This window comes from Nonomuraea sp. NPDC049504 (assembly GCF_040676845.1).
GTDB lineage: Bacteria > Actinomycetota > Actinomycetes > Streptosporangiales > Streptosporangiaceae > Nonomuraea > Nonomuraea salmonea.
Genome location: NZ_JBFAPT010000002.1, coordinates 428,267 through 452,761, shown reverse-complemented (window position 1 = coordinate 452,761; position 24,495 = coordinate 428,267). Strand labels below are relative to the sequence as shown.

The 24,495-nt window shown below is 69.4% G+C and carries 20 protein-coding genes and 1 other RNA gene; 7 read left to right on the top strand and 14 right to left on the bottom strand.

Going from position 1 to position 24,495, the window contains the following annotated elements; all coding sequences use genetic code 11:
• Positions 1-102: 102 nt before the first annotated feature.
• From ssrA to ftsE, 5 genes are all read right to left on the bottom strand, one after another.
• Positions 103-486: a transfer-messenger RNA gene (gene ssrA, locus AB0K28_RS05395) on the bottom strand.
• 447 nt (positions 487-933) lie between these two features.
• On the bottom strand, positions 934-2,799 hold the full coding sequence (locus tag AB0K28_RS05390) for a penicillin-binding transpeptidase domain-containing protein (RefSeq protein ID WP_345396692.1): 1,866 nt from the start codon (positions 2,797-2,799) through the stop codon (positions 934-936).
• Positions 2,800-2,827: 28 nt separating this feature from the next.
• Complete coding sequence (gene smpB / locus AB0K28_RS05385) at positions 2,828-3,295, bottom strand: SsrA-binding protein SmpB (RefSeq protein ID WP_345396689.1); 468 nt, start codon at positions 3,293-3,295, stop codon at positions 2,828-2,830.
• 47 nt (positions 3,296-3,342) lie between these two features.
• Positions 3,343-4,254, bottom strand: coding sequence for a permease-like cell division protein FtsX (gene ftsX, locus AB0K28_RS05380; RefSeq protein ID WP_345396686.1), 912 nt, complete (start codon positions 4,252-4,254; stop codon positions 3,343-3,345).
• A 20-nt stretch (positions 4,255-4,274) separates the two neighbouring features.
• Positions 4,275-4,964, bottom strand: coding sequence for a cell division ATP-binding protein FtsE (ftsE, locus tag AB0K28_RS05375; RefSeq protein WP_020541427.1), 690 nt, complete (start codon positions 4,962-4,964; stop codon positions 4,275-4,277).
• Between the two features lie 202 nt (positions 4,965-5,166).
• On the opposite strand from ftsE, the gene AB0K28_RS05370 reads away from it, so the two are divergent.
• Positions 5,167-5,361, top strand: coding sequence for a hypothetical protein (locus AB0K28_RS05370; protein ID WP_364365386.1), 195 nt, complete (start codon positions 5,167-5,169; stop codon positions 5,359-5,361).
• On the opposite strand, the gene prfB is transcribed toward AB0K28_RS05370, so the two are convergent.
• Entirely contained in the window at positions 5,344-6,462 is a 1,119-nt protein-coding gene (gene prfB / locus AB0K28_RS05365; protein ID WP_345396680.1) for a peptide chain release factor 2, read from the bottom strand. The genes AB0K28_RS05370 and prfB overlap by 18 nt on opposite strands.
• 47 nt (positions 6,463-6,509) lie before the next feature.
• Between prfB and AB0K28_RS05360 the strand changes: the two genes are divergently transcribed.
• A complete protein-coding gene (locus tag AB0K28_RS05360; protein ID WP_364365383.1) occupies positions 6,510-7,526 on the top strand; it encodes a hypothetical protein in 1,017 nt (338 codons plus the stop codon).
• Positions 7,527-7,561: 35 nt separating this feature from the next.
• Here AB0K28_RS05360 and AB0K28_RS05355 read toward each other — a convergent pair whose 3' ends face one another.
• The 4 genes from AB0K28_RS05355 to AB0K28_RS05340 all read right to left on the bottom strand — a co-directional run bounded on the left by AB0K28_RS05355 (position 7,562) and on the right by AB0K28_RS05340 (position 14,120).
• The gene (locus AB0K28_RS05355; protein ID WP_364365380.1) at positions 7,562-12,436 is read right to left on the bottom strand and encodes an NAD-glutamate dehydrogenase; all 4,875 of its coding nucleotides are present in this window, start codon (positions 12,434-12,436) and stop codon (positions 7,562-7,564) included.
• A gap of 38 nt (positions 12,437-12,474) precedes the next feature.
• Positions 12,475-13,278: a tryptophan 2,3-dioxygenase family protein gene (locus AB0K28_RS05350; protein WP_345396671.1), complete on the bottom strand. Its 804-nt coding sequence runs from the start codon at positions 13,276-13,278 to the stop codon at positions 12,475-12,477.
• Positions 13,279-13,362: 84 nt separating this feature from the next.
• Positions 13,363-13,566 (bottom strand): zf-HC2 domain-containing protein, encoded by a 204-nt coding sequence (locus AB0K28_RS05345; protein ID WP_345396668.1) that lies wholly within the window; start codon positions 13,564-13,566, stop codon positions 13,363-13,365.
• Positions 13,566-14,120 (bottom strand): sigma-70 family RNA polymerase sigma factor, encoded by a 555-nt coding sequence (locus tag AB0K28_RS05340; protein ID WP_345396666.1) that lies wholly within the window; start codon positions 14,118-14,120, stop codon positions 13,566-13,568. Before AB0K28_RS05340 ends, AB0K28_RS05345 begins: the two co-directional genes overlap by 1 nt.
• A gap of 108 nt (positions 14,121-14,228) precedes the next feature.
• Between AB0K28_RS05340 and AB0K28_RS05335 the strand changes: the two genes are divergently transcribed.
• The 4 genes from AB0K28_RS05335 to AB0K28_RS05320 all read left to right on the top strand — a co-directional run bounded on the left by AB0K28_RS05335 (position 14,229) and on the right by AB0K28_RS05320 (position 18,899).
• The gene (locus tag AB0K28_RS05335; protein WP_364365376.1) at positions 14,229-14,855 is read left to right on the top strand and encodes a DUF4142 domain-containing protein; all 627 of its coding nucleotides are present in this window, start codon (positions 14,229-14,231) and stop codon (positions 14,853-14,855) included.
• A 15-nt stretch (positions 14,856-14,870) separates the two neighbouring features.
• On the top strand, positions 14,871-16,340 hold the full coding sequence (locus tag AB0K28_RS05330) for a DUF1996 domain-containing protein (protein ID WP_364365373.1): 1,470 nt from the start codon (positions 14,871-14,873) through the stop codon (positions 16,338-16,340).
• A gap of 74 nt (positions 16,341-16,414) precedes the next feature.
• On the top strand, positions 16,415-17,254 hold the full coding sequence (locus tag AB0K28_RS05325) for a ferric reductase-like transmembrane domain-containing protein (protein ID WP_364365370.1): 840 nt from the start codon (positions 16,415-16,417) through the stop codon (positions 17,252-17,254).
• Between the two features lie 61 nt (positions 17,255-17,315).
• On the top strand, positions 17,316-18,899 hold the full coding sequence (locus AB0K28_RS05320) for an NADH-ubiquinone oxidoreductase-F iron-sulfur binding region domain-containing protein (protein WP_364365866.1): 1,584 nt from the start codon (positions 17,316-17,318) through the stop codon (positions 18,897-18,899).
• Between the two features lie 162 nt (positions 18,900-19,061).
• On the opposite strand, the gene AB0K28_RS05315 is transcribed toward AB0K28_RS05320, so the two are convergent.
• Positions 19,062-19,859, bottom strand: a complete 798-nt coding sequence (locus AB0K28_RS05315; RefSeq protein WP_345396652.1) for a L,D-transpeptidase family protein — start codon at positions 19,857-19,859, stop codon at positions 19,062-19,064.
• Between the two features lie 141 nt (positions 19,860-20,000).
• On the opposite strand from AB0K28_RS05315, the gene AB0K28_RS05310 reads away from it, so the two are divergent.
• Positions 20,001-20,639, top strand: coding sequence for a GNAT family protein (locus AB0K28_RS05310; RefSeq protein ID WP_364365367.1), 639 nt, complete (start codon positions 20,001-20,003; stop codon positions 20,637-20,639).
• Here AB0K28_RS05310 and AB0K28_RS05305 read toward each other — a convergent pair.
• Genes AB0K28_RS05305 through AB0K28_RS05295 form a run of 3 tightly spaced genes read right to left on the bottom strand, consistent with a single transcriptional unit; the run spans position 20,626 to position 24,416 of the window.
• Entirely contained in the window at positions 20,626-22,587 is a 1,962-nt protein-coding gene (locus tag AB0K28_RS05305; protein ID WP_364365364.1) for an acetoacetate--CoA ligase, read from the bottom strand. The genes AB0K28_RS05310 and AB0K28_RS05305 overlap by 14 nt on opposite strands.
• Before the next feature lie 57 nt (positions 22,588-22,644).
• Positions 22,645-23,502, bottom strand: coding sequence for a serine hydrolase (locus AB0K28_RS05300; RefSeq protein WP_364365361.1), 858 nt, complete (start codon positions 23,500-23,502; stop codon positions 22,645-22,647).
• Positions 23,499-24,416, bottom strand: coding sequence for a LysR substrate-binding domain-containing protein (locus AB0K28_RS05295; protein WP_345396640.1), 918 nt, complete (start codon positions 24,414-24,416; stop codon positions 23,499-23,501). Before AB0K28_RS05295 ends, AB0K28_RS05300 begins: the two co-directional genes overlap by 4 nt.
• Positions 24,417-24,495 lie beyond the last annotated feature (79 nt).

The following is a 24,495-nucleotide window of genomic DNA, read 5'->3' as shown; positions in this document are numbered from 1 at the left end:
CGTAGTGCAATGAGTAGTGACGGAGTGGCAGATCTGTGACCAGACCGGTCCTTAAACGCACGAAAGCCCGGCTCCCTACGGGAACCGGGCCTGTCGCGAGACTGGTGGAGGTGGCGGGAATCGAACCCGCGTCCTTCAACCCCAAGTCAGGGCTTCTCCGGGCGCAGCCTGCTGTGCTTTTCTCAGCCCCGGCGATCACGCAGGCGAGTCGCCGACGGGCTCAGCCACTGTTTGATTTCCCGCTCTTCCCCGTGGCCGGGTCGAGCGGTGGAGCCTTCTAGCGATGCCAGACCCCGGGCCGAAGGCGCTCCCGGGCTGACAGTGGTTTCGCTGCTTAGGCAGCGAGCGCCAGGGAGTCCCTGGCAGCCACAGTGCTCTTGGAATTGGCACTTGTTGTTTGCGGTCACAGGATTAACGAGGTTATGTCCGCAGTCCTCGGCCCGCTTCACCTGGCTTGCAAGGCCAAAGTCGAAGCCAGTCACCCCCTGTGCAGTTGTCAACCGTCACCGCCGACCCCGCGAGGGACGGCGCAACAGGAATGTACATCGGACAACACCCTCGGCGCCAACTTAATTCCCACGGCGCCCCCACCCCCATACATGCCGAAACCCCCGGGAGCCCGGCACTGAGGCACGTGCTCCCGGGGGCCGACCGGCAGGGTCGAGCCGGTCCGGACGGCAGGACTTCCCCCGAGATGAAGTCCTGTCTCATCACGGCGACTGGGACCGCAACCCCCGAGCGGGCCCAGTCACTCAGTAAGACGCGACCGGCCACCCGGATGGTTGCTCACCGTCCGGACATTTTCACACTCAGTCCGCAACACCGCCGACAGCGCCGCTCACAGCACCGCTCACAGCACCGCTCACAGCGCCGTGAGCGGCACCGTTCACAGCGTCATGCGGCGGCGTCATGCGGCGGCGTCATGCGGCGGCGTCAGTTCGCGAGGCCCGCGAAGAAGTCGCCCGCCACGGCCCTGGCGTCGTGGTTCTTCGCCAGCACCGCGATCGCCACGTTGCCCTGCCAGCCGACCCACCAGGTCATGCCCTCGGGGGCGGTGGCCGCGATGCCGTAGACCTTGCCCTTGCCCGCCTGCGCGGGCGTGCCGGCCGCACCGGCCCGCATCATCGTCTGCAGGGTCGCGCGTACCTTCGGGTCGAGCTGCTGCGGCGCGGGCTGGGTGACCGGCGGCGCCGTGGCGGTCGCGTCGGGCGTCTTGGGCTCGGTCACCAGCACGGGAGGCCGCCAGGTGCCCGAGGCCACCGCCGCGGCCACCAGAGCCATGCTGAGCGGGCTCACCTGGACGTTCTGGCCCGCGATGGCCTTGGCCTTGTCGGCGTCGCTGGACAGCTTCGGCAGCTTGCCGCTGAACGACTTCAGCGGCAGCCGCCACGGCTGCTCCAGGCCCAGCGTCTGCGCGCTCTTGAGCAGCCCCTCGGCCGAGACGCGGCGGGCCAGCGAGGCCAGCGCGGTCACGCAGCCCTTCGCGAAGTTCTCCTGGAACGTGGCCGACGCCGGCAGCGGCGTGCTGTGGGCGGCGTTGGCGAACTTGGCGCCGCCCACCGTGCGCTCCTGCGGGCAGGCCAGCCGCTGCTTGGGGCTCACCTGCTCCTTCAGCAGCGCGTCGGCGGCCACGATGGAGAACGCCGTGCCGGCCGGGAACTTGCCCGCCAGCGCGTGGCGCTCCTGGTGCAGCCCCTTGGTGCCGACCGCGAGGATCTCGCCGGTGTCGCGCTGCACCGCCACCAGCGCGCTGGTCTGGGTCTCGGCCACGGCTTGCTCCGCCGACGCCTGCGCGGTGCGGTCGATCGTGGTCTTGACCGAGACGTTCTGCCGCCCGGGCCACTCCTCGAGCTGCGCGACCTGCCGGCCGGTCTTGAGGTCGAGGGTGATCACCTTCGTCTCGGTGGACCCCGTCAGATAGTCCTGGTACGCCTGCTGCAGCCCGCTCCTGCCCACCGAGTCGCCGGCCCGCTGCGGCCCGCCGAGCTTCTGCTCGGTCTCGGGCGTGAGCGCGCTGACCGTGCCGACGATCTGCCGGGGCGCGTCGGGGTTGACCGGCTGCTCCTGCGCGTCGATCTCGATGCCGTCGATCGCGCCCAGCTTGGCCTGCATCGACTGGTAGCGCGAGCGTCCGAACGTCACCAGCGGCACGAACTTGTCGGGCGGCGACGACCTGACCCGGCTCAGCAGCCGGTCCTGGGCGTAGCCGGTGACGTCGGACAGCTTGGCGACGACCTCTTCGGCCCGCTCACCCAGCTTGTCGGGGACGACCCCGGCGACGTAGAGGACGGTGTCGCTCTGCAGCGGGTCGTTGGCCCGGTCGAGGACGGGCTGGCGCGGCTTGGGCTCGGTGTCGACCGCGAAGCGCTGGCCCTCCTTGAGCTGAGGGTGCAGCACCGAGGGCGACCAGCGGACCTTCCACGCGCCGTCGACCAGGTGGAGCGGAAGCTTGCTCTCGTACTCCCAGAGGGGGTTGTTCTCCCCCAGGTCGACCTCGGCGTGGAAGTCGGCCGTGGACTCGTCGCCGGCGACGCTGATGCCCGTGATCTTGAAGCGGAAGGAGGCGGCGTCGAGCTCGAGCTTGGCATCCTCGAGCGCCTTGCGCACCTTGGCGGGATCGCCGTCGGTGCGGCCGGCGGCCAGCTCGTAGTCCTCCGACTGCCACCCGACGAGGAAGTCGCGCACCGCGTCGTGCGGCGACGACTCCTCGAAGCAGCCGGTCAGGGTGGTGCTCGCGACCGCCAGCGTGGCGGTCGCGGCCAGGATGCGGCGGGCGCGCCGCATCGGTCGGCCTCTCATCGATCGCATCGGTCGCAGTGCCGCCGTCTCATCGGTTGCGGTAGCGCAGCGCGCGGGCCATCTCCCGCTTGGCCTGCTGCTCCGCCAGCGACTGCCGCTTGTCCCAGTCTTTCTTGCCGCGCGCGAGGCCGATCTCGACCTTCGCCCTGCCGTCCTTGAAGTAGAGGGTCAGCGGCACGATCGTCAGCCCGCCCTCCTTGGTCTTGGCGGCGAGCTTGTCGATCTCTTTCCTGTGCAGCAGCAGCTTGCGCTTGCGCCGGGCCGTGTGGTTGGTCCACGTGCCCTGCGAGTATTCGGGAATGTGCACGTTGAGCAGCCACGCTTCGTTGCCGTCGATCATGGCGTAGCCGTCGACGAGCGAGGCGCGGCCCTCGCGTAGCGACTTCACCTCGGTGCCCTGCAGCACGAGACCCGCCTCGAAAGTGTCCTCGACGTGGTAGTCGTGCCGAGCACGTTTGTTCTGGGCGATGACCTTCCGCCCGGTCTCACGTGGCATGCTTCGACTTTACCGGCGACCGGGGCGCCCGGCGCCCATGCGCACCGCTACACCCTCAGATAGCGACGTAGCGTCACGAACGAGGCCAGGATACAGATCACGACACCGATGATCATGGTGATGGTGATCGTCTGGGCCAGGTCGTTCCAGCCGAGCTGAGCCGTCGCGCCACCGAAGAAGCCGACGATCTCCTCGAACAGGAACACCTTCGCGCAGATCAGGATGACCGCCGCGAACACCCCGCCGACGAGGCCGGCGATGACGCCCTCCATGACGAAGGGCAGCTGGATGTAGAGGTTGGAGGCGCCGACCAGCCGCATGATGCCCGTCTCACGGCGCCGGTTGAACGCCGACAGCCGCACCGTGTTGCCGATCAGCAGCGCCGCCGCGAGCACCAGGATGATGGCGACCGTCAGCGCCGCGAAGGCGAGCTTGTCGAGCATGGCGAAGAACGGGGCGATGAGCTGTTTCTGGTCCATCACCTGGGCCACGCCCGGCTGGCCCGTCACGGCCTGGATCACCGGCTGGTAGTTGTCGGGGTCCTGGAGCTTGATCCGGAAGGACTGCGGCAGGTCCTCGACCTTGGTCGCGTCGACCAGCGCCTTGTTCGTGGACGAGAACGACTGCTTGAAGTTCTGGTAGGCGTCGGCCTCGTCCTCGAAGAACACCTCCTTGACGCCCTTGGTGCCCTTGATGTGCGTCTCGAGCGCCTTGATCTGCGCGGGCGTGACCGCCTTGCCCTTGCAGTCCGGTATGGCCGTCCCCTTCTTGCACAGGAAGACGGAGATCTCGACCTTGTCGTCCCAGTAGCCCTTCATCAGGCCGATCTGGGTGTTGATCATCAGACCGACGCCCAGCATCGCCATGCCGACCGCCACCGTGATGATCACGGCGATCGTCATGGTCAGGTTGCGACGGAGGCCGATCCAGACCTCGGAGAAGATGAAATTCGCCCGCATGTCTTGTCTGCAGCTCCCTGTCAGTACGCCTGGCCGTACACGCCACGCGACTGGTCACGGACGATCTTGCCGTCCTCCAGCTCCACGACACGCTTACGCATGGAGTCGACGATGGCCGCGTCGTGCGTCGCCATGACGACCGTGGTGCCAGTCCTGTTGATGCGGTCGAGCACCTTCATGATGCCGATGCTCGTCGCGGGGTCGATGTTGCCCGTGGGCTCGTCGGCCAGCAGGATCATCGGCCGATTGACGAAGGCGCGGGCCATGGCGACGCGCTGCTGCTCGCCGCCGGACAGCTCGTCGGGCATGCGGTGCGCCTTGCCTTCGAGGCCGACCAGCTCGATGACCTCGGGCACCACCTTGCGGATGAACCGCCGCGGCTTACCGATGACCTCGAGGGCGAACGCCACGTTCTCGTAGACGTTCTTGTTCGGGAGCAGCCTGAAGTCCTGGAAGACGCAGCCGATGCGGCGGCGCAGGTGCGGCACCTTGAAGTTGGAGAGGCGGGCCAGGTCTTTGCCGGCGACGTGGATCGCGCCGGAGTTGGGCCGCTCCTCCTTCAGGACCAGACGCAGGAACGTGGACTTGCCTGATCCCGAGGGACCGACGAGGAACACGAACTCACCCTTGTCCACGTCAACGGATACGTGGTCGAGGGCGGGCCGGTTCTGGTTCGCGTAGACCTTGGTGACATTATCGAAATGGATCACGAGAGCATCACGGCATGCCAGTCTAGGGGTCAGGACGGAAGCGAGGGTGGCATATGCCCACTTCCCGCCGGGCGACCATCGGTTACGTCTTCTTTACTGATGATCGACGTTCCGATTGGCCAGACGACAGTCTAGGGGGAAGACTGGCATGGAACGTCCATAACGGAAACAAAACGATTGTGCGGCTAGACTTGGGGCTGTCATGAGTTGCGAACACCTCGTATGCGCGCAGTGCGCCCACCCCGTGATCGAGGGACGCTGCCCCCTGTGCCGCGCCAACCGGGAGCGGATGCACAACCACGGCTTCGCCGGGCTGTCACCCGCTCTCATCGGCCTGCTGCTCGTCGCCCTGCTCCTGCTGACGCTGGCGGCCGAGCACCTATTGCTCGGCGCCTGACTCCTGGCGCCGCATCCACCGGATCTCCGACTCGATGAACTCGTCGAGGTCGCCGTCGAGCACCGCTGACGGGTTGCCGGCCTCGGTGCCGGTGCGCAGGTCCTTCACGATCTGGTAAGGGTGCAGTACGTAGTTGCGGATCTGCGTGCCCCACGAGGTGGTGGAGGCGCCGCGCAGCTCCGACATCTTCTCGGCCTCCTCCTGCCGCTTGCGCTCCAGCAGCTTGGCCTGCAGCACGTTCATCGCCGTGGCGCGGTTCTGCAGCTGGGAGCGCTCGTTCTGGCAGGAGACCACGATGCCGGACGGCAGGTGGGTGATGCGCACCGCGGAGTCGGTGGTGTTGACGCCCTGGCCGCCCGGGCCGCTCGACCGGTAGACGTCGACGCGGATCTCGTCCTCGTTGATGTCGATGTGGTCGGTCTGCTCGACGACGGGCACGATGTCGACCCCGGCGAACGAGGTCTGCCGCCGCCCCTGGTTGTCGAAGGGGCTGATGCGGACCAGCCGGTGGGTGCCGTGCTCGCCGCGCAGCGTGCCGTAGGCGTAGGGGGCCTTGATCGTGAACGTGGCCGACTTGATGCCGGCCTCCTCCGCGTAGGAGGTGTCGTAGACCTCGGTCGCGTAGTTCTTGCGCTCGGCCCAGCGGAGGTACATGCGCAGCAGCATCTCCGCCCAGTCGGCCGCGTCGACGCCGCCGGCCTGGGAGTTGATCGTGATGAGCGCCTCGCGGGCGTCGTATTCGCCCGACAGCAGCGTGCGGACCTCAAGGGCGCCGATGTCGGAGCGCAGCGACTCGAGCTCCTTGTCGGCCTCGGCGCGCGTGTCGTCGTCGGCCTCCTCGGCCGCCAGCTCATAGAGGACCGCCAGGTCGTCGAGGCGCCTGGCGACGCCGTCGACCCTGTTGAGCTCACCCTGGAGGTGGGAGAGCCGGCTCGTCACCTTCTGGGCCTGCTCGGGGTCGTCCCACAGGTCGGGGGCGGCAACCTGCTGCTCCAGCTCCTCGATCTGCTTGCGCATCGCGTCGAGGTCGAGCACGTCCTGGATGCTGCGGAGCGTGCCCCGAAGCTCGTTGATCTCTTCTGCCGGATCGATGCCTGCCACGTCTCCCAAGGGTACGCGACCCACGCGGGCCCGAATAACATGGCGAGGTGCGTGCATACGGTCGGCGGAAGGTGCTGGCGCTCGCCGCCGGCCTCCTCGCCGCGGTGACCGCCTGCTCCGGCGATGCCCGCCCGGCCCCTTCCACCCCTGCCGCGGCCACCTCCACGCCGTCGAAGTCGCCCGAGCCGCCGGCCGTCACCCAGGCCGAGGCGGCCGAGGAGTTCGCCGCCTACATCCGCACCGACGACCTGCTGCGCAACGTGCCCGGCGACTTCCAGGGGCGGCTGCTGCAGGTGCAGGACATCACGACGGGCGGTCAGTGGCAGCTCATCCAGGCCGCCTACCTCTCCTCCGGCTACACCCCGCCACGCCACCAGTGGGGCTCGCCCACGTTCTACGTCCCCCGCTTCGACGAGGGCGCGGGCTCGCCCTGGTTCAGCGTGCTGGTGACGCGCGACGACGCGCCGACGCTGCTGACGTTCGTCAAGTTCGACCGCTGGCGGCTCAGCTCGGCGGCCGAGCTGCTGCCCGGCCAGGAGCTGCCGCCGATCGAGCTCGACGACGAGGGCTACGCCACGGCCGTGGCCGCCGACGACAAGAGCGTCACCATCAGCCCGCAGTTCATCGGCCCCGTCCACGCCAGCGTGGCCGAGACGGGCAAGGCGGGCGTCACCGACGGCCTGCTCGCGGCCGGCCCCTACACCACCGAGGTGGCCGAGCAGATCGCCGAGCGCCGCGAGAGCGCCAAGAGCGACGGGTTCAGCTACGACTCGATCTTCAGCGCCGACAACTTCCCGGTCTACGCCCTGCGCACCGAGGACGGCGGCGCGCTGATCCAATACTCGCTGTCGCGCACCACGTCCACCCAGACGAAGACGGCCGAGGACGACTACATCCCGGTGCCCGACTCGGCGCGCTGGGCGATCAGCTCGCCGGTGCTGCGCCGCTCGCTCAAGCTGACCGAGACCCACCAATACGCCACGGCCGTGCCGCCGCTGACGAAGCCGGCGCCCGCGCCCGTGATCGCCCACGACGGGGCGCTCACCCGCGCGTCAGGACAGTAGGCGGGGGCGGGCCGGCGAGCCCGCCCCCGCGCTTCTCAGGCCTCCGTGTGGGGCAGGTTGCTGGCGGCCACCAGCGTACGGATGGCGCGCAGCGCGACCGACAGCGTGGCGAGGTCGAAGTTGTCGCTCTCCCAGATCTCCGACAGCGTCTGCCTGGCCCTGGCGACCGCCGCCGAGTTGCCCTCGGTCCAGCGGGCCAGCCGCTCCTCGGGAGACAGCCCGGGGCGGCTGTGGGCCAGCACGTCGCGGGTCAGCGAGGCGTGCGCGGCGTACAGGTCGTCGCGCAGCGCCGAGCGGGCCATCGAGTTCCACCGGTTGTCGCGGGGCAGCGCGATGATGCGCTCGCGCAGCCGGGAGAGCTGCAGCCGGTCGGCCAGGTCGAAGTAGACCTCGCCCACCTCGTTGACCGGGCGTCCCGTCAGCGACGAGATCTCCACCAGGTCGAGCGTCGAGTACGCGGGCACCATCGCGGCCACCCGCTCGGCCAGGTCGTCCGGCACCCCGCGGGCCACGAACGCGTCGCGGCGCTCCTCGAAGGCGGCCAGGTCGGGCCCGGTGAGCAGCTTGGGTATGTGCCCGATGATCCCGTTGACGCCCTTGTCGAAGAAGCTGACCGACCCGGCGAGGTCGAGTGGCGGCCGCCGGTTGACCAGCAGCCACCGGGCGCCCCGCTCGGCCAGCTTGCGTGCCTCCAGCAGCATGGCGATCTGGGTGGCGGTGTCGACCTCGTTGTCCAGCGACTCCACCGCCCGGTGGAAGCCGGGCAGGTCGAACACCTCGCGCGCGACCAGGTAGGCCCGCACGATGTCGGGCGTGGACGCGCCGGTCTCCTCGCCGAAGCGGTACATGAACGTGGTGCCCGCCGAGTTGACCAGCTCGTTCACCACGCGGGTGGTGATGATCTCGCGGCGCAGCGGATGCTTGTCCATGTACGGCCTGAACCGCTCGCGCAGCGCGGAGGGGAAGTAGTCGACCAGCCACGACGCCAGGTAGGGGTCGTCGGGGAGGTCGGAGCCGAGCAGCTCGGCGTCGGCCACCAGCTTGGTGTAGGCGAGCAGCACCGAGAACTCGGGCGAGGTCAGCCCCAGCCTGGCCTGGCGCCGCTCGGCGAGCGTCTTGTCCGACGGCAGGAACTCCAGCTCCCGGTTGACCAGCCCGTCGCGTTCGAGCTTGCGCAGGTAGCGGGCGTGGATGTGGAGCATGTCGACGGCCTGCGTACGGGCCGCGTCGAGCACCACGTTCTGGGCCTTGTTGTCGCGCAGCACCAGCTCGGCGACCTCGTCGGTCATCGAGGTGAAGACCTGGTTGCGCTGCTTGTCGGTCAGCTCGCCGTCGCGGACGACCTGGTCGAGCAGGATCTTGATGTTGACCTCGTGGTCGGAGGTGTCGACGCCGGCCGAGTTGTCGATGAAGTCGGTGTTGACCAGCCCGCCGTTGAGCGCGAACTCGATGCGGGCGAGCTGGGTGAAGCCGAGGTTGCCGCCCTCGCCGACGACCTTGCAGCGCAGCTCGGACGCGTTGACCCTGAGCCCGTCGTTGCCCTTGTCGCCGACGTCGGTGTGGGACTCGGAGCTGGCCTTGACGTAGGTGCCGATGCCGCCGTTCCACAGCAGGTCGACGGGGGCCCGCAGGATGGCGCTGATGAGGTCGTTGGGCGCCATGGACGCGATGCCGGCGGGGATGCCGAGCGCCTCGCGCATCTGCGGGGTGATCTGGATGGACTTGGCGGTGCGCGGGAAGACGCCGCCGCCCGGGGAGATCAGCTTGGCGTCGTAGTCCTCCCACGAGCTGCGCGGCAGCTCGAACAGGCGGCGGCGCTCGGCGTAGGAGCGGGCGGCGTCGGGCGAGGGGTCGACGAAGATGTGCCGGTGGTCGAAGGCGGCCACGAGCCGGATGTGCTGCGACAGCAGCATGCCGTTGCCGAACACGTCGCCCGACATGTCGCCGATGCCGGCCACGGTGAAGTCGGTCGTCTGGACGTCCACGCCCATCGTGCGGAAGTGGTATTTGACCGACTCCCACGCGCCGCGGGCGGTGATGCCCATGGCCTTGTGGTCGTAGCCGATGGAGCCGCCGGAGGCGAAGGCGTCGCCGAGCCAGAAGCCGTACTCCTTGGCCACGCCGTTGGCGATGTCGGAGAACGTCGCGGTGCCCTTGTCGGCGGCGACGACGAGGTAGGTGTCGTCACCGTCGTGCCTGACGACGTCGGGCGGCGGCACGACCTTGCCGTCCACGAGGTTGTCGGTGACGTCGAGCAGGCCGGAGATGAACATCCGGTAGCAGGCCACGCCTTCGGCGAGCAGGTCCTCCCGCTTGCCTGACTTGGGCGGCCGCTTGACGACGAATCCGCCCTTGGAGCCGGTGGGCACGATGACGGTGTTCTTCACCATCTGCGCCTTCACCAGGCCGAGGATCTCCGTACGGAAGTCCTCCATCCGGTCCGACCAGCGCAGGCCGCCGCGCGCGACCTTGCCGAAGCGCAGGTGCACGCCCTCGACGCGGGGCGAGTAGACGAAGATCTCGTACTTCGGCCTGGGCAGCGGCAGCACGCTGATGGCCTGCGGGTCGAACTTCAGCGAGATGTACGGCTTGCGCACGCCGTCGACGGTCTGGAAGTAGTTGGTGCGCAGCGTGGCCTGGATCATCTCCAGGTACGCCCGCAGGATGCGGTCCTCGTCCAGCGAGGCCACCTCGTCCAGCGCCCCGAGTATCTCCTCGTTGAGCGCCTCCACGAGATCGACCCTGACGTCCTCGCCGCGCCGCGGGTCGTGCTTGGCCTCGAACAGCCGCACCAGCAGCCTGGCCACCCTGACGTTGCCCTTGAGCACGTCCTCCATGTACGGCTGCGAGAACGTGCTGCCGGCCTGCCGCAGGTATTTGGCGTAGGCCCGCAGGATCTCGACCTGCTCCCAGGTCAGCCCGGCGCTGAGGATGAGCGCGTTGAAGTCGTCGGCCTGCACCCGGCCGGTCCACAGGGCGTTGAGGCCGTCCTGGAAGAGCCGCTTGAACTCGTCCCTGCCGACGCCGTCGGCCGGCGTGTAGCGCAGCCCGAAGTCGTAGATCCAGGCGTTCTTGGTGCGCGGGTCGTTGTCGCGGTCGACCTCGTACGGCCGCTCGTCCACGACCTCGACCCCGAGCCGCTGGATCAGCGGCAGGGCGCGGGACAGCGAGATGGGCGAGCCGATCTTGTAGATCTTCAGCCGCCGCTCGCCCTCGATCGCGTCGTACGGCTCATAGAGGTTGATGCCGACCTTGTCGCCGTCGCCCGCCTCGACGAGCTCTTCGAGCCGCCGCAGGTCGACCACGGCCACCTTGGGCGGGAAGTCCGCCTTGTAGCCCTCGGGGAAGGCGGAGGCGTAGCGCTTGATGAGCGTGGGCGCCTCCTCCTCCGAGGTCATCTCGGTCAGCGCGGAGGCGAGGTCGTCCTCCCAGGAGCGGGTGATGGCGGCGAGGCGGGCCTCCAGCTCCTCGACGTCGACGCTGGGCGCGGGCAGCTGCCTGCCGCGCTCGCCGCGAATCACGACGTGCAGCCGGGCCAGCACGGACTCGCCGATCATGGCGCTGTAGTCGAGCGACGTGCCGCCGAGCGCCTTGAGCAGCACCTCCTGCATCTTCAGCCGGACCTTGGTGGTGTAGCGGTCACGCGGCAGGTAGACCAGGCAGGAGATGTAGCGGCCGTAGTCGTCGCGGCGCAGGAACAGCTTGACCTGCTTGCGCTCGCGCAGCCGCAGCACTCCGAGCGCGATCGGCAGCAGCTGGTCGATGGAGGTCTGGAACAGCTCGTCGCGCGGGAAGGTCTCCAGGATCTCGATGAGGTCCTTGCCGTCGTGGCTGTCGGGCGCGAGCCCGGCCTGGTCGAGTACGTCGGCCAGCTTGCGGCGCAGCACCGGGATGCGGGAGATCGACTCGTTGTAGGCCACGTGGGTGAACAGGCCGAGGAAGCGCCGCTCACCGATCACCTCGCCGTCGGGCGAGAACAGCTTCACGCCGATGTAGTCGAGGTAGTTGGCGCGGTGCACGGTGGCCTTGGAGTTGGCCTTCGTGATGATCATGAGCTGCTTCTCGCGCGCCTTGGCCCGCACCTCGGGGGGCAGCGCGGCGAAGCTCTCCGACCCGGCCTTGTCGTCGCGCAGGATGCCGAGCGCCGCTCCGGGCAGCGCCCGCAGCATCTCGCCCTCGTCGGTGTGCTCCAGCCGGTATTCGCGGTAGCCGAGGAAGGTGAAGTGCCCGTCGGCGAGCCAGCGCAGCAGGTCGAGGCTGTCCTCGACCTCGGCGGGCTCCAGCGGCGGCGGGTTCATGCTCAGGTCTTCCGCGGTCTGTACGGCCAGCGCCCGCATCTTCGCGAAGTCCTCGACCGTGTGGCGCACGTCGGCGAGCACCTTCAGCAGGTCGGCCTCGAGCCGCTTGAGCACCTCGGGGTCGGACTGCCGGTCGATCTCCATGTGGATCCACGACTCGACCAGCATCTGGCCGGTGACGTCCTCCTGGCCGCGGCCGAGCATGCGGCCGGTCATGTCGCGGCGCACCCGCATCTGGGGGTGGACGACCAGGTGGGTGCCGAGGTCGTGGCGGTCGAGCTCCATCGCGACGGAGTCGACCAGGAACGGCATGTCGTCGGTCACCACTTCGACCACGGAGTGGCCAGGGTCCCAGCCGTTCTGCTCGATCGTGGGGGTGTAGGCACGGACCACCGCCCTGCCCTGGGGGCGGACCTCCGCGAGCTGCCTCTGGGACATCGCGGGGCCGTAGACGTCAACGGGGTTGCGGTCGAGCAGGTCCTCCGGCGCGACGTGTCGGTAGTAGAGCCGCAGGAAGGACAGCGCCTCCTCGGCGCTCATGTGCCCACTGCTCGCCGCGCATCTTTCCGCGGCTCGCTGGAGCAGCTCATCCTTGGCCTCGTCGAGCGGCATTTCGCTCTCACTCCTTTGTGAGGGTTCGCCATGGCTGTTCATAGCCAGGCCCTGAGTTCCCACAGCAGCGGGAAGTAGTGCAGGCGGGTTCTGCCGCGCAGGTAGGGAGCACCGGTCGAGCCGCCTGTGCCCGATTTGGTGCCGATCTGGCGTTCGACCATCTGGACGTGACGCATCCGCCACAGCGCGGCGGTCTCGTCGTGTGTCAGCAGGTCTTCGGCCAGTTGCCACAGGTCGTCGTAAGACCCGCGGTCCCTCGCCACGGCCAGCAGCGAGTCCATGATCTCGCTGTCGGAGACCGGCAGGCCACGCTGGGAGAGGGCGGTCAGATAAGCATCCCACAGCGTGGGCTCCGTGAGCCTGCGGCGCAGCCGGGCGAGCTCGTCCTCGCTCGCGTGCCTGAAGGAGTTGAGATAGCGCTCGTCCTTCAGCCCCGACAGGAACTCCAGCTCCCTGAACTGGACCGACTGGAACCCGCTCGCGGGCGCCAGGCCGGCCCTGAAGGCCAGGAAGTCCTGCGGGGTCATCGTCTCCAGGACCTCGATCTGCTCGACCATCACCCGCTCGACCGCGTGCACCCGCCTGAACAGGTGCCTGGCCAGCCACAGCTCGCCCGCGAACATGGCGGAGCGCACCGACTCCAGCTCGTGGAGCAGCAGCTTGAACCACAGCTCGTGGACCTGGTGGGTGGTGATGAAGAGCAACTCGTCAGGGGCCGCGGACTGCGGCCGCTGCTGGTCGAGGAGCTCGGGCAGGCGGAGGTAGTCGCCGTAGGAGAGCAGACCGCCCTCCTCGCCGAACCGCCGGCGTGGAGGGCCGGGCGCATCACCGTCGATGCCCACCGAACACCTCCCCTGACCGCCCGGCCACGTGCGGCCGGGCGTGACGCCTTGCCCTACCGATATCACCCGAAAAGGGGATAAACGTCAACGTGACATGGAGGACATCGGCGGGTCGTCGCCGGAGGCCGAAGAGGGGTCGTTCTTGAGCTCGTCGAGTTGCCCTGGCACCTCGGCGAGCTCGACCAGCTCCGCCTGACAGCGCTCGCACGTTTCGAGGTGGCGTTCGAACGCCTCGTGCTCCTCCTCATCGAGGACGCCGAGGACGTAGGCGGCCACCTCTTCGTGCATCAGCCGGCTACCCCCTTGTCCCGCAGCAGCTCACGGAGAGCCCGGATCCCGTAGTAGAGCCGGGACTTCACCGTGCCCGGCGGGATCCCCAGAATCTCCGCCGCCTCACTTATCGTACGGTCTCGGAGGTAGGTCTGCTCAATGACTTCGCGGTGTTCCGGAGACAGGGACCGCAGCGCGTCAGCGACGACCATCGCCGATAACGCTCGCTCCGATCCATCCGGAACCGACATCATGTCGACTTCAGGCGGCTCGACCTCCTGCGGCCGGACGCTCTTCCGCCGACGACCATCAATGACTATGCGACGGGCCACGGTCAGCAGCCACGCCCATATGAGGCTCGGTTCCCATTGCAGTCTTGCCGAGTTTCGCCAGGCCCTGACGATCGTCTCCTGCACGACGTCTTCAGCCCACTGAAGGTCGTTACCTGTTGATTTGCGTACGTGGCGCAGCAGAGGGCCGCCGAACTCCTGGTAAAGCACCGCGATGCGGTGCTCCGCCTCGGCATCCGCACTCTCGAACCTGCCGTCGAGGTGACCTAGCACGGGGCACATCTTTACACCTTCGTTATCCAAGCGGTAGCCACTCCGATAACTCCAGTCATTTCTAACTATCTCCGACCATACGTGAACCTTGGCGGGTACGCCCGCGTATCTCCGACCATGCACAGGCTTTTGCGCGGCGAGTTGTTCATGCTCGGCGGCTTCGTGGTTGCCGCCGCCGCGACGATCGCGCTGGTCATGCCCCCGGCGATCGACCCCGCGTCCGCCCAGTGGACGCAACGGTCGTCGGGCCCGCTCACGGCCGCCGACGTCGATCTGCTCATCAAGGTACGCCAGGCGGGCCTCTGGGAGATGCCCGTCGGCGAGTACGCCCAGACCCGCGCCGAGTCCCAGCGTGTGAAGGAAGTCGGGAAGCTGCTCAAGGACGAGCACAAGGAGCTCGACCTGATGGTCCGCCAGGCCGCCAAGAAGCTCGGCGTGGCCCTGCCCGACGAGCCCAACCCCGACCAGCAGCGCTGGATGGCCCAGCTGGCGGCGGAGAGCGGCCCCGCCTTCGACAAGGACTTCGCCAACCTGTTGCGTGACGCGCACGGAAAGGTGTTCTCCGTCGTGGCGGGCGTGCGGTCCGGGACCCGCAATGCCGAGGTACGCAAGCTGGCCCAGGAAGGCATCAACTACGTGATGCGCCACATGGCGTACCTGGAGTCCACGGGTCTGGTGGATCATCAGCGGCTTCCGGAAGCCCCCACGCCCTCACCCGCTCCACCCGTCGTCAATGGCGGTTGAAAAGAGGAAACGCACATGAGGAGATCCAGACGCATGGCCGCGGCCGTGTCCGCGCTGGCCGTGGCGGCGACCGGCCTGGTGTCCGCGGCCGTCATCGGCGTAGGGCCGGCGGTCGCCGCGCCCTGCGACCCCGCACAGAGTGGCCAGTCACCTCAGGGGCGGCAGTCCCAGCAGCCGGGCAGGAACCAGCAGGGCAGGGACCAGCAGGCGCCGCAGGGCGGCAGCGTCGCGGTGGACCCGCAGTCCCCCGACGACCAGGACAACCCCACCACTTTCTCGCGCCGCCGCCAGCCGACCAGATCGACCAGCCCGACCCCTAGCCCGACCGGAAACCAGGGCAACCCGGACAATGGCGACAATAGCGGAGACAATGGCGACAACGGCAGCGGAAATAACGATGGAGCCGACAATGGGAACAACAACGGCGACAACGGGAATGGCGGTAACAACGGGGACAACGGCGGAAACAACGGCAACGACCCGGGCAACGGGAACGGCAACGACAACGGAACCGGGAACGACAACGGGAATGGCAACGGCGGCGACGACGGCGGTGACAACGGCGATGCCGACCCGTCACAGAGCCCCTCTCCCTCCCCGACCGCCGATGACCCCTGCGCCGGCCTAGGCCCGTTCGTGCAGGACTTCGTGGACATCCGCCAGGTCCAGCCGCGCCGCCTCGACGCGGGCATCGGCAGGGGCGGCTCGCGCGGCACGTTCGCCGCGCAGTGCGGCACCAACCGCGACGGCCACAACAACCCCGACAACTTCATCGTCGCCCCAGGCGTGAGCAACGGGGCGCACCACCTGCACGACTACGTGGGCAACCTCTCGACCGACGCGTTCTCGACCGACGAGAGCCTGGCGGCGGCGGGCACCACCTGCCGGCTGAACGACCAGTCCACGTACTTCTGGCCGGTCATCAGGGACCGCAGGTCTGAGGCGAACGCCGATGACCCGGACGGCAACGTCGGCCAGGTGCTGCGGGCCCGCTCGGTGCAGCTGCAGTTCCGCGGCAACGCGAACTCCAGGGTCGTGGCCATGCCGAGGTTCCTGCGGATCATCACCGGCGACGCCAAGGCGGCCACCAACGGCACCGCCAACGCCCGCTCGGCCTGGACTTGCACGGGATTCCAAAATCGCATAGCCACCGACAAATATCCGCTTTGCCCGCGCGGCAGCCAGGTCGTTCGTATCCTGGACTTCCCCAGTTGCTGGGACGGTCAGAACACCGACAGCGCCAACCACCGCACGCACATCGTCTTCCCTGACCAGAATGGCGCCTGCCCGCAGGGCACCAGGGCGGTACCCGCACTTCGCATGACCCTCACGTACGCGGTGCCGCAGGGACCCTCGTTCGCCCTGGACGCCTTCCCGGAGCAGAAGCACAACCCGGTCACCGACCACGCTGACTTCGTCAACGTGATGCCCGACAGACTGATGCAGAACGTCGTCAACTGCATCAACCAGGGCCGCCGGTGCTGAGCTGACCGTCCGCCCGGATCATCGGGCTCCCAGCCTTCCGAGTCGCACCCTCACCCGACCTTGGAGGGAAATAGATGCTCCACAGACGACACCCCAGGCACGCCCCCACTCTGCTGGACACCAGGAAGGTCCGGCTGGGGGCGAGCGCCTCGATCGCGGCCGTCCTGTTATCGGCGTTCGCGCTGACCAGGACGGAACGCGGCATCGCGCTGCTCGGCCAAGGGGTGGGCTTCCTCGAGTTCTACGCGGGCGTGTTCGCCCTGGTGCTGCTGACCGCGACCGTCGCGCTCGGCCTGCTCACCACCGAACGCGTCTTCCTGTCCCCGGCGAACCGGGTCAGGGCCCAGCTCGCGCACCGCGCCACCGCGCTCATCGGGCTGGCGTACCTGATCACGCACATCTCGCTGATGATCAGCCTGGGACACGTGCCGCCGGGGGCGGCGGTCGTGCCCATCGCCGGGATCTGGGTGGGATTCGGCACCCTGGCCTTCGACCTCATGGTCGTGGCCGTGGCGACGGGGATGCTGAGAGGTCGCTTCGCCGTACGGAGCAGGCCATGGATGTGGCGGATCCTCCATTCCGCCGCGTACCTGGCCTGGCCCATCGGCATCATGCACGGATTGACGGCCGGCCGCCCGCCGGCCGGTTGGGTGGCCTGGTCGTACGTGGCCAGCATGGCGGCGGTCGGCGGTGCGCTGGTCGTGCGCGTGCTCGCCACGGTCCGCAGGCCGCCGGTCGTACCGGAAAGAATCGAGGGGCCCGCCGTGACCTCCGCCGCGCCCATGGGCGTGCCCGCGGAACGGCCCGCCGCCAAGGCCCCCGGCAAGAGCAGGCAGCCCGCCGCGGCGGCGGCCCGCGCCGACGCGCCGGTCAGCCTCGCCGAGGCCAGGCGCAGGTACCGGGAGGCGGGATGACCCTGTTCGCACTCGTCCAGGAGGCTTCGTGATTCCCGCCCGCGTCCCACGGGTGCTGCGCATGGGTCCGGCCCGGCTGACCGCCGGGCTGGACCATTGCCGCCGTCTCGACCTGCCCGCCCACCGCACGCTCCACGGTCTCGTGGAGCCACGCGAACTGGGCGAGCTCATCTCGTACGCCAACGAGGTGGACATGCGGGGCCGGGGCGGCGCGGCCTTCCCCTTCGCCAGGAAACTGCGGGCGGTGGCCGACTCGGCCGGCACCGGCGAGAGCGTCGTCCTGGTCAACGGCGCGGAAGGGGAGCCGGCCAGCTCCAAGGACGCCATGCTGCTGACCCGCAACCCGCACCTCGTGCTGGACGGCGCGGTGCTGGCGGCCGAGGCGCTGGGCGCCCGCGAGGTGGTCGTCGCCACGGCCGGCGGCGAGGTCGCCGAGGCGTCCGTCGCCGCCGCCGTGGCCGAGCGCCGCGCCGCCAACGTCTCGGGAGGCGCCGAGAGCCGGGTCCCGATCAGAGTGGTCGGGATCAAGGAACGGTTCATCTCCGGCGAGGGCGGCGCGCTCGTCCGCGCGGTCAACGGGGAGGAGGGCATCCCGCCGGGCAGGAAGAAGCGGGCCGCGCAGAGCGGCGTGGACGGGCTGCCGACCCTGCTGTCCAACACGGAGACGTACGCGCAGTTCGCGCTGCTGGCCGAGTACGGCCCCCAGAAGTACGCGGAAGTGGGCACCACCAAGGAGCCCGGCACGATCCTGCTCACCGTGAGCGGCGGCGCCGCCAACGGCGCGGTGATCGAGGCGCCCACCGGCACCCTGCTGGCCGACGTGCTCGCCCTGTGCGAGGCGGAGGCCGGCGACGGGGTGCTGATCGGCGGCTATCACGGCGCGTGGCTGTCGGCCGAGGCGGTCGAGACGGCCGTCATCTCCCGCGAGGGCATGAAAGCGGCAGGGGCGACCCTGGGGGCAGGGATCATCGTGCCGCTCGGCGAGTCCACCTGCCCGCTGGGCGAGGCGGCCAGGGTCGCCTCGTACCTGGCGGCCGAGTCGGCCGGCCAGTGCGGCCCCTGCCGGCTCGGGCTGCCCGACGTCGCCAGGGCCATCTGCGCGCTGGCCGAGGGCACCGGCTCCGTGGACGCGGTCCGCCGCGCCGTACGCGTCGTGGAGCGCCGCGGCGCCTGCTTCCACCCCGACGGGACGGCCAAGTTCGTGCTGTCGGCGCTGGACGCGTTCGAGGACGAGATCGCCATCCACCTGGAGCACGGCTCCTGCGGCCGTCCGGTACGCGGCGTGCTGCCGATGCCGGAGCGCGAGCCGGAGCCCGAGTACCGGCTGGAGGTCGACTGGTCACGCTGCCAGGGCCATGGCCTGTGCGCGCATCTGCTGCCCGAGTTCGTGGACCTGGACGACTACGGTTTCCCGTCGTTCAGGAAGATCCCCGGCTTCATGGCCAAGGACGCCAGGCGGGCGGTCGACATGTGCCCGGCGCTGGCGTTGCGCCTGGCGCAGACCACCGGCGACGGCCCCAAGCCGGTCGGTTCGCCGCTGCGGCTGGTCAAGGACGGCGTGCTGAAGAAGGCAGGGGACAGCGTGCCGCGCCTGGGCCGCGTGGGCGGCATCCCGCGCATCTCGCGGGTGGGCGGCACGGCGTGAGCTGACGAGCCCGGCGGGTTTCACGCCTCTCATCGGGAACGCACCCGAGAAAGGCGCGGCGCCCCGCCGGGCTTAGCCTTGCCCGGACGTCCGCGCCGGGAATGGCGCGATGACTCGGGGAAGAATAGCCCGATATTTCGAGAAATTTCACCGTAAGGCGGGTCACATAATCTTTCCCCGGACGTGCACCGGCTCGCCGATCTTCACCATCTGGTACAGCCGCTTGGACGTCTCCAGCGGCACCCGCACGCACCCGTGCGAGGCCGGCCGCAGCGGCACCTTCGTCGAGCCGTGCATGGCGATGGCCCCGGTGAAGTACAGGGAGTTGTACATCGACCCCAGCGGCCCCGTCGTCCAGCCGGGCGCGCGGCGCAGCACGCGGAAGTCCCCGGTCGGCGTGATGGCGTTGCCGCACCGCCCGTTCTCGCAGTAGCGCACCTCGGCGCCGGTGGAGACGTGCGAGATCAGCGCGGGCCTGCGGTCGCGATAGACGGTCAGCAACTGGTTGCGCAGGTCGATCTCCACCCGGTCGGGCGCGCCGCCCGGCACCAGCACCTTGTGCCTGACGGGCTTGTCCAGCGCCGCCAGCATCTTCGGCCCGACCTCCTTCCTCGGCATCATGCGCTTGTGTTTCTGGAACGCCCAGACGGCGAACTTGGTCTGCTCGTCGTACACGCCGTTGATCCGGCCGAAGTAGTAGCGCCCCCTGTGCAGCTTGCGCTGGAGCGAGCGGACGGCCTCGCCCCTGTGCCCCGGGCGCAGCAGCACCGGCTTGCTCTTGACCTCCTCCACCTTCTCGACCTTCTCCGTCTCCTCGCTCGCCGGCCGCTCGGCGCTCTCCGCGGGTGGCGGGGCGGCGGGACGGACGGTGACGGCGGCGGCGGGCGGCGGGGTCGCGATGAAGGGAAGGACGCCGGCGGACAGAGCGAGAACGGTGAATGTCTGAAGCTTTATCGTCATAAATCGACGCCTACCCAGACAGCAGAGAATTCATGGTTTTGTTGAGGAAAAGACGTGGCTAATATCGAGATTCAGGAAAATACCCTTTTGTCGGAAAAATGAGTCGCGCGGCCGCCAGGGCGTCTGGCACCATCCCGTGCCATGCGCAACTGGCCGCTCTTCGAGCTCTCGATCGCCACGCCCCACCTCACCCTCCGCGTCCCGTCCCTCGATGACCTCGACGAGCTGGGCGACCGCGCCGCAGAGGGCGTCCACGACGAGGGGCAGATGCCGTTCCTCTTCCCGTGGACCGAGGGCGAGCCGGCCGAGCGGGCCAGGCGCACGATCCAGTTCCACTTCGGCACGTGGAACCGCTTCAGCGAGGACGACTGGGCGATCGAGTTCGTCGTCGTCCGCGAGGGCCAGGTCATCGGCACCCAGGGCGTCATGGCCTCCGACTTCCCCGTGCTCGGCGAGGTCAAGACCGGTTCCTGGCTGGGCAGGCGCTTCCAGGGGCAGGGCGTGGGCACCGAGATGCGCAAGGCCGTGCTGCACTTCGCCTTCGCCGGTCTGGGCGCGAGGTCGGCGGTGACGGAGGCGTTCGAGGACAACCCTTCCTCGCTGGCCGTCACGCGCAAGCTCGGCTACCGGGAGGACGGCACGACCCTGCACAACCGCAAGGGCAAGCCGGTCGTCACCCGTCGCTTCCGCATGGACAGGGAGGACTGGCGGGAGGAGCCCGGTTTCGAGCTCCACAACCTGGAGGCGTGCCTGCCCCTGTTCGGCCTCAAGAGCCGGTGAAGTGGCGCAGCACCTCGGGGTTGGCCATGGCGTCGGGGTTGGCGGCCTGCTCGACGGGCGTGCCGAGGAGGATCTTGCGTACCGGCACCTCCAGCTTCTTGCCCGACAGCGTCCGCGGGATGCCGGGCACCACCCGGATCTCGTCGGGCACGTGGCGCGGCGACAGCTCCCTGCGCAGGGTGGCGCGCAGCTCGCGTTCGAGCGGCTCGGTCAGCTCGGCCCCTTCGGCCAGCGTGACGTAGAGCAGCAGCCGGCCCTCCCGCCCGAGCTGGCCGGTGTCGATGACGAGGCTGTCGGCGATCTCCTCGAAGCGCTCGACCACCCGGTAGAACTCGCTGGTGCCCATGCGGACGCCGCCCCGGTTGAGCGTGGAGTCGGAGCGCCCGTAGATGACGCAGCCGCCATCCTCGTTGATCTTGATCCAGTCGCCGTGCCGCCAGACGCCGGGGTAGACGTCGAAGTAGCTCTCGGCGTAGCGCCGCCCCTCGGGGTCGTTCCAGAAGCGGACCGGCATCGACGGCATCGGCTGGGTCAGCACCAGCTCCCCCACCTCGCCGATCACCGGCTCGCCCGCCGGATCGTACGCCTCCACCTTCGCCCCCAGCGACCGGCACGGGATGATGCCGGCCCTGATGGGATGCAGCAGCGTGGCGCCGACGAACCCCGTGCACACGTCGGTGCCGCCGGAGAACGACCCCAGCGGCGTGCCGGGAAGCTGCCCGGCCAGCCAGGCGAAGCCCTCGGGCGGCAGCGGCGAGCCGGTCGAGCCGACCCCGCGCAGCCGCTCAAACCCCTCCAGCCGCAGCCCCGCCTTCAGTGAGGCCATGATGTACGGCGCCCCCACCCCGAAGTACGTCACCTCCTCCGAGGCGGCGATGCGCCACAGGGCGGCCGGCGACGGATGCGTGGCCGAGCCGTCGTAGAGCACGGGCGTGGCCCCCACCAGCAGCGCGCCGATGAGGTAGTTCCACATCATCCAGCCCGTGGTGGTGTACCAGAAGAACACGTCACCGGGGCCGAGGTCCTGGTGGAAGGTGAGCGCCTTGAGGTGCTCGAGCACCACGCCGCCGTGCCCGTGCACGATCGGCTTGGGCAGCCCGGTCGTGCCGCTGGAGTAGAGGATCCACAGCGGGTGGCCGAACGGCACCTGCTCGAACTCCAGCGGCCCCTCCTCGGCCCGCAGCCCTTCCCAGCCGATCACCTGGCCGTGCGGCACCTCGGCGGCGTGACCGCCGATCGGCTCGGCCTGCTGCGGCGCCCTGCCCTCCTCCGCGGCGGCCAGGTAGGGCATCCACACGGTCGCCCGCAGCGAGGGCAGCGCGGCGGCGATCTCGTTGACCGCGGCCGAGCGGTCGAAGCTCTTGCCGTTGTAGTGGTAGCCGTCGACGGCGATGAGCACCTTCGGCTCGATCTGCTTGAACCGGTCGACGATGGACGGCACGCCGAAGTCGGGCGAGCCCGCCGACCAGACGGCGCCCAGCGAGGCGGTGGCGAGGAACGCGATCAGCGCCTGCGGAATGTTGGGCAGGTAGCCGGCCACCCGGTCGCCGCGGCCGACACCGAGCCTGACCAGCCCGGCCCGCACCCGCGCGACCTCCTCACGCAGCTCGGCCCTGCTCAGCTCCTGCCGGCCGCCGTCCTCGCTGACGAAGATCAGGCCGGGGCCCTCATCGTGGCGCAGGGCGTTCTCGGCGTAGTTGAGCGAGGCGCCCTCGAACCAGGTCACCCCGGGCATCGTGCCCGACAGCACGGGGCCGTCGCCGCGCTCGCCGATCACCTCGAAGTAGTCCCAGATCGACGTCCAGAACGCGCCGGGGTGCTCGACCGACCACCGCCACGCGTCCTCGTAACCGCCTGACCTGCCCAGCCACCTCAGATAGCGGGTCAGCCTGGCCGACGCGACCACCTCGTCGCCCGGCTCCCAGAGAAGCTCGCCCTCAGCAACCATGTCATCATCCTGTCGCCCGTACGGAGGAATGTCATACCCGGCGTTCCCCATAACTTGCTACCTCCGTAGGTGGTCCACCGCCATACGCGCGGCCGTGCCGATCACCGCGTCGGCGCGCGGCTGGATCAGGGCCGTGCTGAACGACCGGGTGAAGACCGACACCGCGTATCGGTGGCCGTCGGGGTACTCCACGACGCCCGACTCGCAGCGCAGCGTCGGGTAGGTGCCGGTCTTGCCGCTGACGGCGACGTCGTCGTACGGGAAGCCGGAGGCCAGCCGGTGCGGCCACACCTGCATGTTGAGCACGCTGCGCATCCACGCGCACGACTCGGCGGAGGCGGCCTCGTCGCGCCAGATCAGCTCGAACAGCCGGACCATCTCGCGCGGCGTGCTGCGGTTCGTGTGCGCCGGGTCGAGCGCGCTGAGCCGGGCGATGTCCTCGGGATCGAGGTACGGCCACCCGTGCCCGGTGTCGTCCCGCATGCGCGCGTTGCCCTCCCCCGCCCCCTGCACGACCCGGGTCCGTGTCAGCCCGAGCCCGTCCAGCATGGCGTTGACCGCGTCGCACCCGATCAGGTCGAGCAGCGTGTCGGCCGAGGTGTTGTCGCTGACCGCGATCATCAGGTACGCGAGGTCGCGCAGCGAGATCGTCACGTCGTCGAGCATCGCGGCGATCCCGGTGGGCCCGGGGATGCGCCCCTCAGCGGGCACCGTGACCTGAGTGGCGGGGTCGAGCAGCCCGGCGTCGGCCTGCCGGCAGAACTCCACCAGCAGCGGCACCTTGAACATGGACGCCGTCGGCAGCAGCTCGTCGGGCCCGTGGCCGAGCTCGTGGCCGGTGTCGACGTCGGCGGCGCACAGCCAGCCGGTCACCCCGGCGCGGGTGAACAGGGCGTCGAAGTCGGGCGGGGTCATGCCAGCATCCCCGGTCTGCGGCTGACCCGCCGCTGGGGCGCGGAGCCCTGCTCGGTCATCCCGGCGCTCTCCTTCAACGTCCGTACGGCCACGGCCGCGAAGTCGGTGGTCGCGGCCGTCGCCGTGCGCCAGGCCGTGGAGACCCGGCTCGCGATCGGCGAGCCTAGCAGCGGCCGCCAGGCCAGCCCCGGGAGCTCCACCTTCGGCCCGAACGCCACCGCCGCCCCGGCCAGCACCAGCCCGAGTCCTGCGCCGTCATGGACCTGGGCGGGCACGTACCCGTGGCGGCGGCACTCGGCCAGCACCTCGCCCCGCCAGCCGGGCTCGCCCTCCTGGGGCGGCAGCAGCAGCTCGCGGCCCGCCAGGTCGGCCAGGTGCACCTCGCCCACGGCGGCCAGCGGGTCGCTGTCGGCCAGCAGCACGCCCTGGGGCTGCACGAGCACTTGCCCGAAGCGCAGACCTGGCGCGGTGATCGGATGGCGGACGAGCCCGACGTCGATCGTGCCGTCGGCCAGGGCCGCCACCTGGTCGGCGGTCCAGATCTCGGCGGGCGCGACGCGTACGTCGGGGCTGGCCGCGCGGAAGGCGGCGATCAGGGCGGCCAGCACGGACGCGGCCAGGTCGGGCGGCACGCCGACCTTCAGCACGGCGCCGCCGCCCTGCCTGGCCAGCTCGTGCAGCCGGTCGACGCGGGTGACGATCGCGCGGGCCTCGCCCAGCAGCAGCCTGCCCTGCTCGGTGAGGCGTACCTGGCGGGCCGAGCGGTCGAACAGCCGTACGCCGAGCTCCTCCTCCAACCGCTTGATGCGCTGGCTGAGCGGCGGCTGGGCCATGCCGAGCCGGATCGCCGCGTTGCCGAAGTGCAGTTCCTCCGCCACCACGATGAAGTAGCGCAGGTGCCGGACAAGGTCCATGACCAGCCAATATATCCACTTTTATAACTACGCGTCCCTCATATCAATATTGGACACCGTTACTTGCCATCTGGTGTTC

Coding starts and splice junctions, on each gene's coding strand:
- AB0K28_RS05295 (WP_345396640.1), bottom strand. CDS start 24,416: ATGGACCTTGTCCGGCACCTGCGCTACTTCATCGTGGTGGCGGAGGAA.
- AB0K28_RS05345 (WP_345396668.1), bottom strand. CDS start 13,566: ATGCACGAAGAGGTGGCCGCCTACGTCCTCGGCGTCCTCGATGAGGAG.
- smpB (WP_345396689.1), bottom strand. CDS start 3,295: ATGCCACGTGAGACCGGGCGGAAGGTCATCGCCCAGAACAAACGTGCT.
- AB0K28_RS05390 (WP_345396692.1), bottom strand. CDS start 2,799: ATGAGAGGCCGACCGATGCGGCGCGCCCGCCGCATCCTGGCCGCGACC.
- AB0K28_RS05370 (WP_364365386.1), top strand. CDS start 5,167: ATGAGTTGCGAACACCTCGTATGCGCGCAGTGCGCCCACCCCGTGATC.
- AB0K28_RS05305 (WP_364365364.1), bottom strand. CDS start 22,587: ATGGTTGCTGAGGGCGAGCTTCTCTGGGAGCCGGGCGACGAGGTGGTC.
- AB0K28_RS05340 (WP_345396666.1), bottom strand. CDS start 14,120: ATGTGCCCCGTGCTAGGTCACCTCGACGGCAGGTTCGAGAGTGCGGAT.
- AB0K28_RS05355 (WP_364365380.1), bottom strand. CDS start 12,436: ATGCCGCTCGACGAGGCCAAGGATGAGCTGCTCCAGCGAGCCGCGGAA.
- AB0K28_RS05315 (WP_345396652.1), bottom strand. CDS start 19,859: ATGACGATAAAGCTTCAGACATTCACCGTTCTCGCTCTGTCCGCCGGC.
- AB0K28_RS05335 (WP_364365376.1), top strand. CDS start 14,229: ATGCACAGGCTTTTGCGCGGCGAGTTGTTCATGCTCGGCGGCTTCGTG.
- ftsX (WP_345396686.1), bottom strand. CDS start 4,254: ATGCGGGCGAATTTCATCTTCTCCGAGGTCTGGATCGGCCTCCGTCGC.
- AB0K28_RS05310 (WP_364365367.1), top strand. CDS start 20,001: ATGCGCAACTGGCCGCTCTTCGAGCTCTCGATCGCCACGCCCCACCTC.
- AB0K28_RS05300 (WP_364365361.1), bottom strand. CDS start 23,502: ATGACCCCGCCCGACTTCGACGCCCTGTTCACCCGCGCCGGGGTGACC.
- AB0K28_RS05330 (WP_364365373.1), top strand. CDS start 14,871: ATGAGGAGATCCAGACGCATGGCCGCGGCCGTGTCCGCGCTGGCCGTG.
- AB0K28_RS05325 (WP_364365370.1), top strand. CDS start 16,415: ATGCTCCACAGACGACACCCCAGGCACGCCCCCACTCTGCTGGACACC.
- AB0K28_RS05320 (WP_364365866.1), top strand. CDS start 17,316: ATGGGTCCGGCCCGGCTGACCGCCGGGCTGGACCATTGCCGCCGTCTC.